11 protein-coding genes are annotated in these 14,783 nt (G+C 66.6%); 3 read left to right on the plus strand and 8 right to left on the minus strand.

Features of this window, described 5'->3' with window-relative positions:
* Positions 1-46 precede the first annotated feature (46 nt).
* From HAV18_RS35815 to HAV18_RS35845, 7 genes are all read right to left on the minus strand, one after another.
* Positions 47-832 carry an electron transfer flavoprotein subunit beta/FixA family protein gene (locus HAV18_RS35815; protein ID WP_166965255.1) on the minus strand — a complete coding sequence of 262 codons (786 nt, stop codon included), beginning with the start codon at positions 830-832 and terminating at the stop codon, positions 47-49.
* A complete protein-coding gene (locus HAV18_RS35820; protein WP_166965257.1) occupies positions 829-1,998 on the minus strand; it encodes an electron transfer flavoprotein subunit alpha/FixB family protein in 1,170 nt (389 codons plus the stop codon). Before HAV18_RS35820 ends, HAV18_RS35815 begins: the two co-directional genes overlap by 4 nt.
* 4 nt (positions 1,999-2,002) lie before the next feature.
* A complete protein-coding gene (locus HAV18_RS35825; protein ID WP_166965259.1) occupies positions 2,003-3,928 on the minus strand; it encodes a (Fe-S)-binding protein in 1,926 nt (641 codons plus the stop codon).
* A 3-nt stretch (positions 3,929-3,931) separates the two neighbouring features.
* Positions 3,932-5,995, minus strand: coding sequence for an NADH:flavin oxidoreductase (locus tag HAV18_RS35830; protein WP_166965261.1), 2,064 nt, complete (start codon positions 5,993-5,995; stop codon positions 3,932-3,934).
* A gap of 68 nt (positions 5,996-6,063) precedes the next feature.
* Positions 6,064-6,597 (minus strand): DUF5943 domain-containing protein, encoded by a 534-nt coding sequence (locus HAV18_RS35835; protein WP_166965263.1) that lies wholly within the window; start codon positions 6,595-6,597, stop codon positions 6,064-6,066.
* A gap of 140 nt (positions 6,598-6,737) precedes the next feature.
* The gene (locus HAV18_RS35840; protein WP_021160631.1) at positions 6,738-7,709 is read right to left on the minus strand and encodes a dipeptidase; all 972 of its coding nucleotides are present in this window, start codon (positions 7,707-7,709) and stop codon (positions 6,738-6,740) included.
* A 31-nt stretch (positions 7,710-7,740) separates the two neighbouring features.
* Positions 7,741-9,015, minus strand: coding sequence for a serine hydroxymethyltransferase (locus HAV18_RS35845; RefSeq protein ID WP_059239231.1), 1,275 nt, complete (start codon positions 9,013-9,015; stop codon positions 7,741-7,743).
* A gap of 445 nt (positions 9,016-9,460) precedes the next feature.
* Between HAV18_RS35845 and HAV18_RS35850 the strand changes: the two genes are divergently transcribed.
* The gene (locus HAV18_RS35850; RefSeq protein WP_089462147.1) at positions 9,461-10,486 is read left to right on the plus strand and encodes a GlxA family transcriptional regulator; all 1,026 of its coding nucleotides are present in this window, start codon (positions 9,461-9,463) and stop codon (positions 10,484-10,486) included.
* Between the two features lie 59 nt (positions 10,487-10,545).
* On the opposite strand, the gene HAV18_RS35855 is transcribed toward HAV18_RS35850, so the two are convergent.
* Complete coding sequence (locus HAV18_RS35855; RefSeq protein ID WP_166965265.1) at positions 10,546-11,958, minus strand: discoidin domain-containing protein; 1,413 nt, start codon at positions 11,956-11,958, stop codon at positions 10,546-10,548.
* A 267-nt stretch (positions 11,959-12,225) separates the two neighbouring features.
* Between HAV18_RS35855 and HAV18_RS35860 the strand changes: the two genes are divergently transcribed.
* Complete coding sequence (locus HAV18_RS35860; protein WP_166965267.1) at positions 12,226-13,647, plus strand: PLP-dependent aminotransferase family protein; 1,422 nt, start codon at positions 12,226-12,228, stop codon at positions 13,645-13,647.
* Positions 13,648-13,912: 265 nt separating this feature from the next.
* The gene (locus HAV18_RS35865) at positions 13,913-14,686 is read left to right on the plus strand and encodes a hypothetical protein (protein ID WP_166965269.1); all 774 of its coding nucleotides are present in this window, start codon (positions 13,913-13,915) and stop codon (positions 14,684-14,686) included.
* Positions 14,687-14,783: the final 97 nt, after the last annotated feature.

Consider the following 14,783-nt stretch of genomic DNA (forward strand, 5'->3'; position numbering starts at 1 on the left):
CTCCGGATTCCTTGCATCCCTGGGTTCTTGCCGACAGGCATCAAAATCAGTAGTCGATGAGCTGATGCTCGCGCAAATACGCGAGGATCACTTGTGCTTTTTCGACCGAACTCCCTTCATTTACGACGTTGCCGCCACGGCTCTCGGTCGTCGTCGCGGACAGCATCCGGGCATGCCCGGAGCGCTTCTCGGCGGCGACCAGCTTTACGGGTTTACGCTCGACCGGGCCGACCGTCCACGCGGCCGCATCGGCGTCCGTGCCGGGCGCCGCGAGCGCCGGCCGGATCGCGCCGGCACGCAGCCGCGCATACGCATAGCGCGGCTCGGCATTCGCGAGCGGATGGACGGCGATGACGGCCGGCAGTGCCGCGTCGACGCGGCGCCGCAGCCCTTTCGGCAAAAATTGCCGGACCGCCGCACGGCCGCCTTCGACCGTCACGTCGACCGCCGAGCCGACCAGCGGATAGCCGAGCGTCGCGGCAATGCGGTACGGCAGCATCCCGGTGTCGTACGCGCCCTCGGCGCGTGTGCCGGTCAGCACGAGGTCGTAGTCTTCGACGCGCGCGGCGAGCGCATGCACGGCATCGTCGTCGTCGCGGCAGGCCAGCACCTCGACTTCCCGTGCGCCGAGCGCGAGATATTCGGCAAGCGCCGCATTCGCGGGATCGCCCGCATGGATCACGTCGAGCTTCGCGCGATGCCGCTCCGCGAGCTGGCGGCCGGTTTCGAGCGCGGCCGCGTCGTTGCGGCTATAGCGTGCGACGCCGCTGACCGGATGACGGCCGACGGACACGAGCACCGCGATGCGTTGCAAGGGGCGGGGGGCGTTCATGCGGCGACTCCTTCCGGTTCACGGGTGCCGACCGCGGCCGGCGATTCGCCACGCGCGGCGCGCGCGGCCTGCACCTGTTCGATCAGCGCGGCGATCGTCGCCTGCGCATCGCCCACCACCGTCAGGTTCGCGCGCTTCGCGATCGGCGCGCTGCCGTCGAGGTTCACCGCGATCACGTGGCGGCAGTCCTTGATCCCCTGCAGGTGCTGCACCGCGCCCGAGATGCCGAACGCGATGTACACGCTCGCCTCGACCGTCTTGCCGGTCGCGCCCACCTGCTTGTCGCGCGTGAAGTGACCGTTGTCGACCGCAACGCGGCTCGCGCCGATCGCGGCGCCGAACGTGCCGGCCAGCCGCTCGAACGCGCCGATGTCGGACACGCCGTTGCCGGCCGATACGATGAAGTCGGCTTCCTCGAGCGCGACCTGGGCCGCATCGATTTCGTCGAGACCGAGATCGCGGTACGGCTGCGCGGCGTAATGGGCCGGGCGGATGAAGTCGGCGGCCAGGCGTTCGCCCGCACCGACGAACGGCAGCTTCGCGTCAACCGCGTTCTGCGCGAGCAGGATCACGTCGGGCAGCGCACGGGTGGCAAACGCGCGACCGGCCTGCGCATACGCACCGACGTGCTTCGCGTCGATCTCGACGACGTGGGCCGCGACGCTTGCACCGGCGGCGGCCGCGTACCGCCGGCCGAGATCGCCGTCGCCCGTCGCGTTGTCGGGCACGAACACGTGCTTCGGCGCGAGCGCGGCCACACAGGCCTGCAATGCTTGCAGTTCGCTTTCGGGATCGAACGTGCGGCGATCGAAGCCGGTCAACTCGAGCAGCTTGTCGACGCCGAGTTCGGCCACGTCGTCCTTCAGTTCGCCGAACGCGAGCAGCGCGACTTCGGTCTGCGCGTCGGCGAGCAACGCGGCGGCGGCGATCGCCTGCCGCGAATGATCGTCGAGCGCGCCACGCTCACTGTGCGCAACCACCAGCATCACGTGCTTCGGGTCCTGCACCGCACGGCGCGGCTTCGCGGCCGCGGCACCATGACCGTGCGCCGGCCCGTGCGCGGCATTCGCATCGGCGCTGCCTTCCTCGCCGAGCGTGATGCGCTTCAGGCCCGCAGCCGTGATGATGAACGGCCGGCGCGGATCGATTCGTTTGATCGTGTTCATCGATTCACTCCAGCGAGGCGGCAACGAGTTCGGCCACGTCGAGCACGTCGGGGCGCGGGCCCACGACGCCTTCGAGCATCGCCGTGCAGTTCGGGCAGGCAACCGCGACCACGTCCGCGCCGATCGTGCGTGCGTCGGCGATGCGGATGTCGGGAATGCGCTGCTTGCCGGGGATGTCGGTCAGCGGCGCCCCGCCGCCACCGCCGCAGCAGCGGCCGCGCATGCCGTTGCGCTCCATCTCGACGACCTGGATGCCGATCGTCTTCAGCAGCTTGCGCGGCGCTTCCGTCTCGCCGTTGTAGCGGCCGAGGTAGCACGGATCGTGGTACGTCGTGCGCTTCTCCTGCAACGCTTCGATGGCCTTCGGTGCGATCTTGCCGCTGTCGGCCAATTCGGCGAGGTAGGTCGTGTGATGCTTGACCGTCACACGCAGTCCGAGCGCACGATATTCGTTGCGCAGGCTGTGCATCACGTGCGGGTCGGCCGTCACGATCTGCTTGTACGACAGCGTGCCGAGCGTGCCGATCAGGCGCTTCGCCATCTGCTGGAACGTCGCTTCGTCGCCGAGCCGGCGTGCGACGTCGCCCGTATCGGTTTCGGTCGAGCCGAGCACCGCATAATCGACGCCTGCCTTGTTCAGTACCTTCACGAACGCGCGCAGCGTGCGCTGATAGCGCATGTCGAACGCACCCTCACCCGCGACGAACAGCACGTCGACCGGCTTGCCCGGCTGTGCAACGGGCGCGCTCAGGTCGACCGACCAGTCGTAGCGCGCGGCCGTGTCGTAGCCGCCCATCGTGCCCGTCTCGCGCAGGTTCGCGAGCACTTCCTGACCCTTTCCCGGCACCGTGCCGTGCACGAGCGTGCGGTTGCGGCGCATGTCGACGATCGCGTCGACGTGCTCGATCAGCATCGGGCATTCCTGCACGCAGGCGCGGCAGGTCGTGCACGACCACAGCGTCTGCTCTTCGATCAGGCCCGACACGATCGGGCCGTTCGGCTCGCCGCGATGCTGGCCGACCGCGAGGCCCGGCGACGGGCTGCCCGCGTATGCCGCATCGGTGCCGCCCGCCATGCCGACGACGAGATCCTGGATCAGCTTCTTCGGGTTCAGCGGCTGGCCCGACGCGAACGCGGGGCACGCGGCTTCGCACTTGCCGCACTGCACGCAGGCGTCGAAGCTCAGCAGCTGGTTCCAGCGGAATTCGACCGGCTTCTCGACGCCGTACTCCCGGTGCTCGATGTCCGGCAGCTTCAGCGCGGTCGGCGGCGTGGCCGTGCCGTTGCCCGTGAACGATTCACGGGTGGCCGCGAAACGCTCCTGGCGCGGGTGGAATGCCAGGTGCAGCAGCCCCGCGATCGCATGCTTCATCGGACCGCCCTTCGCGGCGCCGACCGTCATCGTGAATGCACCGACGCCGATCAGCACTGCGCAGAGCACCGCGAACGCACCCGACATCGCACCGGTCGGCACCAGCATGAACAGCACGAGGCCGAGCGCGAACGAGCCGAGCAGCCAGGGCAGTGTATTCCACGGGCCTTTCGACAACCGTGCGGGCACGTCCTTCGCCGCGCGCCGCCGCCACACGAACACCGCGCCGACCAGCATCGCGAGCGCCGCGAGGAAGATCAGCTTGTCGAGCCACGGCGAGTAGATCGCGAGGCCGTAGTTGATGAACACCAGCGCAAGCGCGCCGATCGCGCCGCCGGCCGTCGCGACGTGGGTCTTCGCGATGTACGGATCGCGGGCGACCACGTGGTGCAGGTCGACGAAATAACGCTTCGGGATCGCGAACAGGTTCGCGACGCCGAACGAGCCGGGCGCCGTGGCGCGGCCGAGCCGCCAGTAGGACGAGCGCTTCGCGACCGCGAATGCGAGCCCCGCCACCGACAGCCACAACAGGGCGGTAATGAGGAAGGACGGGTTCATCTTTTAGAAATCCTTCACGAGACGCAGCGAGTCGTAGATCGCACCGTGGACGTTGTGCATCGAGATGCAGTCGCCGACACGGAACAGCAGGAAACGGCCGTTGCCGAGTTCTTCCGACAGGCACGGCTGCGGCTCCGCCGCGAACAGCGTGTGCGGATCGATCTGGCCGCGGTTCACCGATTCCGGCTTGAGCTTCCAGTACAGCTCGTCGTTCGGCGACGAACCGTTTTCGATCACCACCTGGTCGACCGCGCGCTCTTCCAGTTCTTCCGTGTACTCGTTGCGCAGCACGGCAATCATCTTGCCGTCCTCCTGATAGACGCGATCGAGCATCGTGTTCGGCGTCGGGATCACGCCGAACGCATACAGGCGGCGATAGAAGATCGGGAACGTCGTGCCGCCGCAATCGTCGGCGACCTTCACGTCCGGCGTGACGACCTCGACCTTCGAGCCGCGGCTCGCCATGAAGTCGGCCACGCCCGCGCCCGCGTGCGTGCTCACGCCGTCGAACAGCAGCACGTTCTGCTTCGGCTCGACCTTGCCGGTCAGGATGTCCCACGAGCTGACGGCGAGCCCGTCGGCCACGCCCCAGCCCGGCACCTGCCACGTGAAGCTCGACCCGCCTGTGGCGAGCACGACGATGTCCGGCTTCTCGGCCATGATCATCTTCTCGTCGGCGGCCACGCCGAGACGGCGGTCGACGCCCAGGCGCTTCGTTTCCATGTCGAACCAGCGGATGATCCCCGACATCTGTTCGCGCTGCGGCGCCTTCGCGGCGATCATCACCTGCCCGCCCACTTCCGCGTTCTTCTCGAACAGCACGACGTCGTGGCCGCGCAGCTTCGCGACGCGCGCCGCCTCGAGGCCCGCCGGGCCCGCGCCCACCACGACGACCTTGCGCTTCGGGCCGCGCGACTTCTCGATGATGTGCGGCATCGTCGCTTCGCGTGAGGTGGCCGCGTTCTGGATGCACAGCACGTCGAGGCCGTTGTACTGGCGGTCGATGCAGTAGTTCGCGCCGACGCACTGCTTGATTTCGTCTTCGCGGCCGTCGCGGATCTTGATCACCATGTGCGGATCGGCGATCTGCGCGCGCGTCATGCCGACCAGGTCGATCATGCCGGTGGCGAGCAGGCGCTCGGCCTGGCCCGCATCGCGGATGCTCTGCGCGTGCATCACCGGAATCTTCACCACCGACTTGATGCCGGCCGCGAGGTGCACGAACGGCTCCGGCGGCAATGCCATCGGCGGCATGCAGTTGGCGATCGTGTTGTGTGTGTCGCCGCCCGAGCCGACCACGCTCAGGTAGTCGATCAGGCCCGTCTCCGACATCGCCTGTGCGATTTCCTTCAGCGCTTCGTGATCGAGGCCGTCCTCGTGGAATTCGTCGCCGCACATGCGCAGGCCGACGCAGAAATCCTTGCCCACCGCCTCGCGCACGGCCGTCAGCACCTCGATGCCGAAGCGCAGGCGGTTCTCCAGGCTGCCGCCCCACTCGTCGGTGCGGTGGTTCGAACGCTTGCTCCAGAACTGGTCGATCAGGTGCTGGTGAGCGGCCGAGATCTCGATGCCGTCCATGCCCGCTGCCTTCACGCGCTTCGCGGCTGCCGCGAAATCGCCGATGATGCGGCGGATTTCCTCGATCTCGATGATCTTCGCGTTGCCGCGGTGCACGGGTTCGCGCACGCCCGACGGCGACATCAGGTGCGGCCAGTGCTCGCCGTGGAACGACGAGCGACGGCCCATGTGCGTCGCCTGGATCATGATCTTCGCGCCGTGCTTGTGCATCGTGTCGGCGAGGCGCGTGAGCGGATCGATGATCTTGTCGGTCGACAGGTTCACCGATTTCCACCAGCCCTGCGGGCTGTCGATCGACACCGGGCTCGACCCGCCGCAGATCGCGAGGCCCACGCCGCCCTTCGCCTTTTCTTCGTAGTAGCGGATATAGCGGTCGCCCGGCAGGCCGCCCGGCTCGGCATACACCTCCGCATGCGCGGTGCTGACGATCCGGTTGCGCAGCGTCAGCTGGTTCAGCTGCATGGGTTTGAACAGGTGGGGATAACGCATCGCTGGCGACCTCTGGCGTTCGAATGTCTCGTGTTGCGGGTGTTGTTCTGTTGCGGTGAATCAGTGCGTCAGTGCGCGATCGGCGACACTTCGAAGACGCAGTGGTCGTGATGTTCGGCCGCGCACTGCACTTCCTTCGATTGCGAACGCGGTGCGCCCTTGCCTTCCGGCGTCGTGTCGTTGACCCAGTCCATCGCGCCGGCAAACCAGCCCGCGAACATGTAGCAGAGCTTGCCTTCCTTGCCCGGCTGCTGGAGCACGAACGACGAGTGGCGCAGCTCGATCCTGGCGCGCGCGCTGGCCGGATCGGCCTCGATGATCGAGAACAGGCCCCAGCCGCGTTGCGACAGGCGCTTCAGGTAGTGCTCGAACACGGCCATGCCGGTCAGGCCGTGCAGCTTGGCTTCCTTGTCGCACCAGTGGTAAGCGGACTTGTAGCCGGCCTTGTAGAGGATCTCGGCATACGCGTCGACGCCGAGCGCTTCCTCGACCGCAACGTGGTTGTTCGTGAAGAAATGACGCGGCACGTACAGCATCGGCAGCGCGTCGGTGGTCCAGACGCCGGTATCGGGATCGACGTTGATCGGCAGTTGCGGTTGCATCGTGGTGACTCCGTGAGGAAATTGGCCGCGCGGCTCAGTGCGCAGGCGCGACATCGTCCGCGCGCCCACGCGGCTTGCGCGGGCACGTCCCGATTTCTTTTAATGTTGAATCGCTGGCGGTGGTTCGGCGTTCGCGGCGCTTACGCGCCCCACACGTCCTTGAACACGCGCACCCAGTTCTCGCCCATGATCTTGCGGATACGCGACTCCTTCCAGCCGTGGCGTTCCATCGCCGCGGTCAGGTTCGGGAATTCGCCGATCGTGCGGATGCCGTCCGGGTTGATCACCTTGCCGAAGTTCGTCAGCTGGCGATAGCGGCCCTTGTCATGCGTCAGCATGTCGAAGAATTCCTTCGCGTAATCCTGCGTGAAATCCGTGCCGATGCCGACCGCGTCCTCGCCGATCAGGTTCACGACGTAGTCGATCGCCTCGATGTAGTCGTCGATGTTCGCTTCGATCCCGCGCTTCAGGAACGGCGCGAACATCGTCACGCCGACGAAGCCGCCTGCATCGGCGATCTCCTTCAGCTGTTCGTCGCTCTTGTTGCGCGGATGCTCCTTCAGGCCCGACGGCAGGCAGTGCGAGTAGCACACCGGCTTCTTCGAGAACGCGATCGCTTCCGACGACGTGTTGCCGCCCACGTGCGACAGGTCGACCATGATGCCGACACGGTTCATTTCGGTGATCACTTCGCGGCCGAAGTCCGACAGGCCGCCGTCACGCTCGTAGCAACCGGTGCCGACCAGGTTCTGCGTGTTGTAGCAGAGCTGCACGACGCGCACGCCCATGTCGGCGAACGCTTCGATGTAGCCGATGTTGTCCTCGAACGCATGCGCGTTCTGGAAGCCGAGGATCACGCCGGTCTTGTCTTCTTTCTTCGCGCGGAAGATGTCTTCCGTCGTGCGCACCAGCGTCAGCAGCTCGCTGTTGTCGCGGATCTTCTTCTTCATCACGCCGATGTTGTCGACGGTCTTCGTGAAGTTCTCCCAGACCGACACCGTGCAGTTCGCGGCCGTGATGCCGCCACGGCGCATGTCTTCGAACACCGGCTTCTCGAACTTCGAGATGTTCAGCCCGTCGATGATGATGCTGTCTTGATGCAGCGTGCTCATGTGTTGCTCCAGTATTGTCGGGTCGGTCGGATCAGTAGATCGGGAAGCGTTCGCACAACGCGAAGATCTCGCGGCGCACGCGCTGTTCGGTCGCGTGGTCGCCTTCCGGGTTTGCGCGCAGCGCGTCGAACACTTCCAGGATCAGGCGACCCACTTCGCGGAACTCCGCGACGCCGAAGCCGCGCGTCGTGCCGGCCGGCGTGCCGAGGCGGATGCCCGACGTGACGGTCGGCTTCTCGGTGTCGAATGGGATGCCGTTCTTGTTGCAGGTGATGCCGGCGCGTTCCAGCGCCTGCTCGACCGGCGCGCCCTTCAGGCCCTTCGGGCGCAGGTCGACCAGCAGCAGGTGGTTGTCGGTGCCGCCCGTGACGAGATCGACGCCGCCCGCCTTCAGCACTTCGCCGAGCGCCTGCGCGTTCGCGAGCACGTTGTCGATGTAGGTCTTGAAGTCCGCATGCAGCACTTCGCCGAACGCGACGGCCTTGCCGGCGATCACGTGCATCAGCGGGCCACCCTGCAGGCCGGGGAACACGGCCGAGTTGATCTTCTTCGCGATGTCTTCGTCGTTGGTCAGCACGAAGCCGCCGCGTGGGCCGCGCAGCGTCTTGTGGGTGGTCGACGTGACGACGTGCGCATGCTCGACCGGGTTCGCATGGCGGCCCGCGGCGATCACGCCGGCGATGTGCGCCATGTCGACCATCAGCTTTGCGCCGACGCTGTCGGCGATCGCGCGGAAGCGCGCGAAGTCGAGCGCGCGCGGGTACGCCGAGAAGCCGGCGATGATCAGGTTCGGCTTGTGCTCGTGCGCGAGTGCTTCGACCTGGTCGTAGTCGATCCGCATCGTGTCGCGGTTCACGCCGTACTGCACCGCGTTGAACCACTTGCCCGACAGCGCCGGCTTCGCGCCGTGCGTCAGGTGGCCACCGGCGTCCAGCGACATGCCGAGCACCGTGTCGCCCGGCTTGGCCAGCGCGAGCATGACCGAGCCGTTCGCCTGCGCGCCCGAGTGCGGCTGCACGTTTGCATAGCCGGCGTTGAAGATCTGCTTCACACGCTCGATCGCCAGCGCCTCGACTTCGTCCGCGAACTCGCAGCCGCCGTAGTAGCGCTTGCCGGGATAGCCTTCCGCGTACTTGTTGGTCAGCACCGAGCCCTGCGCCTCGAGCACGGCACGCGACACGATGTTTTCCGACGCGATCAGCTCGACCTGCGACTGCTGACGCTCGAGTTCCTTCAGGATGGCGCTGCGCACCGGGGCGTCGCGCTCGGCAAGGGGCTGCGAGAAGAAAGGCTGGGTGTTCGACATAGTGCGTCCGTGACGAGGAATAAGGGGCTGAAACCGAAGCTCAAGGCCCGCCCTGCCTGGGTTTCCCGCTCGTCCCGTACAAGGCTGCCGACGGCTCTATTCTTGTCGTTCGGATTTTCGGCGGATTGATGAATTTAGACGCGTTCTTTGCCTTTTCCGACATCGGCGTCCGTTTTATACAAGTGACCGGTCGTGCTTTTTCGGATGACCAAGCAAAACCGTGCGGACTGTTCACCTATGGATACGCACACGGGCAGTGCGTTTGCCGCCCGTTCGGAGTGCGGCGCCTCCCGGATACGGTGCAGTGCAACATCGGCCTTACACCCAGACAACGTATGGAGCTAGGGTTTAGCCGTATGGCACGCTTGTTGCGCTGGCTCACACAATACCGCAGCCCGATCCGTGCCCCGGGCCTATAGCTATTAGAGATTCCAGGAAGCTCCCCATGTCGCCCGACCGCACAGCGTCGCTGTCCCACTTCGCGTTCATGCCGTTACCGAATTTCACGATGATCGCGTTCACCAATGCGATCGAGGTGCTTCGGATGGCGAACTACCTGAGCGGCCAGCCGCTCTACCGCTGGTCGGTCATCAGCCCGGACGGCGGCCCGGTCACCGCGAGCAACGGCCTGACGGTCGACACGGGCCCGGCCGAATGCGTGGGGCAGCCCGACATCGTGTTCGTGTGCGGCGGCGTCGACGTGCAGCGCGCGACCACGCCGGCCCATCTGTCGACACTGCGCCGCTTCGCGCGCGCGGGCATCCCGCTCGGCAGCCTGTGCACGGGCACCTATGCGCTCGCGAAGTCGGGCCTGCTCGCGGGCTACGCGTGCGCGATCCACTGGGAGAACATGTCGGCGCTGAAGGAAGAGTTTCCGGACACGCGCTTCCTGAAGGAACTGTTCGTGATCGATCGCGACCGCATCACGTGCACGGGCGGCGTCGCGCCGCTCGACATGATGCTGAACCTGATCGCCGCGCGCGTGGGCACCGCGCGCGTCACGCAGATCGCCGAGCAGTTCATCGTCGAACACGTGCGCGACACGAGCGCGCAGCAACGCATGCCGCTCGTCGCGCGCCTCGGCTCGGCGAACAAGTCGCTGTTCGAAGTGATTTCGCTGATGGAGAACAACATCGAGGAGCCGCTGTCGCGCGAAGAGCTCGCACGGCTCGCGAACATGTCGCAGCGGCAACTGCAGCGCCTGTTCCGCGAACACCTCGGCATGACGCCGACGCACTACTACCTGACGCTGCGGCTGCGCCGTGCGCGCGAACTGCTGCTGCAGACCGACATGTCGATCATGCACATCACGATGGCGTGCGGATTCCAGTCGGCTTGCCATTTCAGCAAGAGCTATCGCGACGCGTTCGGCGTCGCGCCGACCCGCGAGCGCCGCAAGCAGGTCGCGCCGCTTGCGCAGGGAGCAGCGAGCGCCAGCCCCGCCTTCCCGGCCCATGTGCTGCACGCGTAGGCGTCATCGCGATTGACGCATGAAAAAAAACGGCCTTGAAGGCCGTTTTTTCTTTGCGCTTACGATCCCCACACCTGCATTTCGTAGAGCGAGTAACCCCACTGCGTCGCGCGCTGCGTGCCGAACATCCGCACGTAACGACCGCTGCCGTTGAGATTCGGCAGCGTGACGTGGGTATATGAAACGCCGTTGCTCGTCGAATAGATCGTCGTCCAGTTGACGTTGTCGTTCGACGTCTGGATCTGATAAACGAGCGCGCCCGCATCCCAGTACAGATCGACGTGATCGATGTGCTTCACCGCGCCGAGATCGACGGAGATCCATTGCGAACCGACACCGGCGCCTTCCGGCGAATCCCAGCGCGTGCCCGTGGTGTTGCCGTCGAACGCCTTGTCGGGCGTGAACGATGCGTTGTAGCTCGCCGACGCGGCAGCCGGACGCCCTTGCGACAGCAGCACCGGCTGCGCGGCGGCCGGGCCGCCGTAATAGCTCGACCCGAGCTTGGCCTTCGTCGTGTCGGCATTCACGCCGAACTGCGACAGGCTCCAGCGCTGGCCGGTCGTCACGTCACCGACGTAGAGCTGATAGCCGCCCGCCGTCGTCGACGAGAAGAACGCGTAGTTCGTGCCGCTCACCGGCGCCGGGTCCGAGTTGTTGCTGATGCAGTCGTTGATCGCCAGCTGATTCGGCGTCGATGCCGGGTCCGCCGTCTTCGTATAGATCTGGTCGAGCTGGCTCGTGTCCTTCCAGCGCGCGTAGAACACCGTGCCGTCCGCGCGCACGATCGGGTAATACGTCTGCAGGCCGGCCGGATCGTCGAACACCGCGGTCGCGCCGGTTGCGAGCGTGCGCTTCATCAGCCCCATGTTCGCGCCGGTGCCCGTCGCGTAGTACACGGCGCTCGAATCGGGCGCGAGGAACGGCATTGAGTACTCGGCACCGGCCGGCGCGTTCGTCAGGCTCACGACCGACGTGAACACCGGGCCCGCGCTCGTGTACGACAGCGTCGCCTGCTTGACGTCGCCGTTCTGCTTGAACACGAGGGTCTTGCCGTCCGCGCTGAATTTCGGATCCTCGTTGCGCGTGGCGCCCGTGCTGTTGGTCAGGTTGACGGGCGGCGTGCCGGCGCCGAGCTGCAGCATGAACACGTTCCATGCGCCGTTGCTGATGCCCATGAACGCGAGCCACTTGCCGTCGGGGCTGAACACGCCGTTCATCGGATCGGTGATGCCCCACGTGCTCTTGCTCAGTTGCGTCAGCGTATGGGCCGAGAAGTCGTAGAGGAACAGCTGGCTCGTGCCGTCGCCGTACTTCACGTAGCTGTGATAGACGAGCTTGCCGGTGAGTGCGGCGGGAAACGTCGCGTTGGGCTGGGCGGCGGGATTGCTGATGCAGGCGGCCGTTGCAATGCCGCTCGACAGGTTGAGGGCGATGCCGGCCACAAGGCCGGCGACGAGAGTCTTCGAATTCACGCTGAATGCTTCCGGGTAAGGTTGGGACGCCGCAGAAAAGGTCCCGCGCAGGGCGCGCAGGCCACGGATCCGCCGTCGGGCAGCGTCGATTCCGTATCGGTCGGACATCGGGAACGAGGATTGCCCGAGAGAATGCCCGCTCGTCAGACGAAAGAAAAGAATCAGAGCCCGGCAAAAACATGCGGATCAGCAATTGGGGGCGCGCTTGCACGCGACGGGTGCCGTGCTACTCTTTTTCGGCAAGGCCCCGATCCACCGGAGGCTGGCATGAAGCGATACGCGGTGCTCGCACGAACGATCGCCGACGCGATCCGGCGCGGCGACCTCGCGGCCGGTACGCGCATCCCCACCGTGCGCGCGGCATGTCGCGCGTATGGCGTGAGCCCGTCCACCGTATTTCGCGCGTACTACGCGCTCGAAGGCGAGGGTCTGATCGTCGCGCGGGCGCGCTCCGGTTATTTCGTTGCGAACCTCGAAGACAAGCACGTGCGCTTCGGCCACGAACCGCCACGCAAGCCGGCCACCGCGCCGACCGGCAACGACGGTGCGCTGTTTCGCCTGCTCGACTCCCTCAAATGCGAGGACATCGTTCCGCTCGGCTCGGCCTTCGCCAGTTATTCGCTGTTCCCGATGAGCAGCCTGTGGCGCGCGATGGCATCGGCGGCCCGCAACATGGATCGCACGGCGCTGCTGTCCGGCTTGCCGCCGGGCCACGAGGCGCTACGCCGCCAGATCGCGCTGCGCTACCTGAAGGCAGGCGCGGCGTTGCCGATGGACGAGATCGTCATCACGACCGGCGCGCTCGAAGCGCTGACGCTCAGCCTGCAGGCACTGACCCGCCCGGGCGATATCGTCGCGATCGAACGACCGGCGTTCCACGCGGTGCTGGAGGCCGTGCAGCGCCTGCACCTGAAGGCCGTCGAGATTCCGGTCGACCCGCGCACCGGCCTCGATCTCGACGCGCTCGAGACAGCGCTCGACACGCATCCGGTGCGGGCGTGCTGGTTCATGACGTCGTTCCACAACCCGACCGGCGCGACGCTGACCGACGAGCGCAAGCGCGCGCTGATCGACCTGCTCGCGGCACGCGGCGTGCCGCTGATCGAAGATGACGTCTATGGCGAACTGCATTTCGGGACGGTACCCACGCGGCCGGCCAAACTGTATGACGACAGCGGGCTCGTCCTGCATTGCGGTTCGTTCTCGAAATGCCTCGCGCCCGGATTCCGGATCGGCTGGGTCGCGGCCGGGCGCTACGTCCGGCAGGTCAGTCAGGCAAAAGGCGCGAGCGCGCCGGCGGCCGACGTGCCCGCGCAGATGGCGATTTCGAACTACCTGCGCGACGGCACGTACGACCGCTTCCTGCGCAAGCTGCGCCGCAACCTCGCCGCGCACCAGGCGCAGATGCTGGCGGCCGTGCGCGCGTATTTTCCGGACGGCACCGAAGTGTTCGCGCCGCGCGGCGGGTATTTCCTGTGGATCGAGCTGCCGCCGCGCGTCGATGCGATGCACCTGTTCGGCGATGCGATGGAAAGCGGCGTCAGCATCGCGCCGGGGCCGATCTTTTCCGCGACCGGCGGATTCCGCCGCTATCTTCGGCTCAATTACGGCCGGCCATGGACGCCGGCCGTCGAGCACGCGATGCAGACTATCGGGACGCTCGCGGCCCGGCAGCGGCAGGACGGCTAGCGCGGAACGTGCGAATCGCGATGGTCTGTTTGCGCCTTGCGTTTCACACGCCGACGACCAAGAATGAAGCGGAAGGTCAGCGCGGACGAACGTGTTCCGCCCACCCGACGTCACGGAGAACCCGATGAGCACCGCATGCGCACGACCGTCGACGACGCACGCTCCGGCGGATTCCGGCATGGGCCGACCGGTTGCCTTGCAGGAAAGCGCCATGTCGACCGGCGAACGTTCGCGTCGTTGACGGCCCCCCGCCCCGTTTCCAGCGATGCGAGTCCTGCCCAACCGGACGATCCGCGCGCGCGATGACTGGCGCGCGCTCCTGAGCGCACGAGCCGACGCGCGGCGCACTGCCGGTTGCCGCTGCAGGGAATGCGGCTTCGTGGCCTTCCGCGCGCTCGAGCACTGCCCCGTTTGCGGCCAGCGGAACTGGCCGTTCGATCCGGTTCGCGTTGCATCGGACGACACGCATGCCACGCACGCGGCGCCATCCTTTCACACGTGGTCGTCACGCATCGCGCGGACGCTTCGCAACGCGGCGTTCCGGCGGCCGCGCGCATCGAGCGCGCCGATCCTGAGCATCCTGACGCTCGTGCTGCTGGTCGGCGGCTACGTGACGGTCGACCGGACGTGCAAGGCCGATCCGGTTTGTCGCGGTTCGGATGTATCGGGCGCGACGGCGAGTGATGCCGGCCCGTACGCGTCGAACGATCCCGTGCTGCCGGTCTTGCCGGCGCCCGCCTATCCGTTTCATTCGACTGACGGAACACAAGTGGCGGCCGCGCGACCGGGCAGCCCGGATGTCGGCGAATCCGCCGGACGGACGGCGGTCGCGCGAGCCGCGCCGGCCATGCGTGCATCCGACCGGTCGCATGCCGCCGCCACGGTTCGTGTGGCGGCGTGGAAAGGCAGTCGCAGTGCCGCCGCGCATCGCGCCAGCGCCTTCCACCGTGTGAGCGCGCACACCGCACACACCGCACATGCGCGACGTACCACCACCGCCGGCAATACGGAAATCGCGCAGCTCTATCGCGGCCATTGAGCGCGCATGCGCAGTCCGTGCATGCGCGTCCGTCGCTTCATTTTTCTAAACCTCATGCTGCCGCAGCGCGCCACTTCGACGAACGTGTGCAACGCGG

The organism is Burkholderia sp. D-99 (assembly GCF_011605345.1).
In the GTDB taxonomy this organism is placed as follows: Bacteria; Pseudomonadota; Gammaproteobacteria; order Burkholderiales; family Burkholderiaceae; genus Burkholderia.

Bases quoted from the DNA above. Each gene is read 5' to 3' on its own strand.
- HAV18_RS35815 (WP_166965255.1), bottom strand. From the start codon at position 832: ATGAACGCCCCCCGCCCCTTGCAACGCATCGCGGTGCTCGTGTCCGTC.
- HAV18_RS35820 (WP_166965257.1), bottom strand. From the start codon at position 1,998: ATGAACACGATCAAACGAATCGATCCGCGCCGGCCGTTCATCATCACG.
- HAV18_RS35825 (WP_166965259.1), bottom strand. From the start codon at position 3,928: ATGAACCCGTCCTTCCTCATTACCGCCCTGTTGTGGCTGTCGGTGGCG.
- HAV18_RS35830 (WP_166965261.1), bottom strand. From the start codon at position 5,995: ATGCGTTATCCCCACCTGTTCAAACCCATGCAGCTGAACCAGCTGACG.
- HAV18_RS35835 (WP_166965263.1), bottom strand. From the start codon at position 6,597: ATGCAACCGCAACTGCCGATCAACGTCGATCCCGATACCGGCGTCTGG.
- HAV18_RS35840 (WP_021160631.1), bottom strand. From the start codon at position 7,709: ATGAGCACGCTGCATCAAGACAGCATCATCATCGACGGGCTGAACATC.
- HAV18_RS35845 (WP_059239231.1), bottom strand. From the start codon at position 9,015: ATGTCGAACACCCAGCCTTTCTTCTCGCAGCCCCTTGCCGAGCGCGAC.
- HAV18_RS35850 (WP_089462147.1), top strand. From the start codon at position 9,461: ATGTCGCCCGACCGCACAGCGTCGCTGTCCCACTTCGCGTTCATGCCG.
- HAV18_RS35860 (WP_166965267.1), top strand. From the start codon at position 12,226: ATGAAGCGATACGCGGTGCTCGCACGAACGATCGCCGACGCGATCCGG.
- HAV18_RS35865 (WP_166965269.1), top strand. From the start codon at position 13,913: ATGCGAGTCCTGCCCAACCGGACGATCCGCGCGCGCGATGACTGGCGC.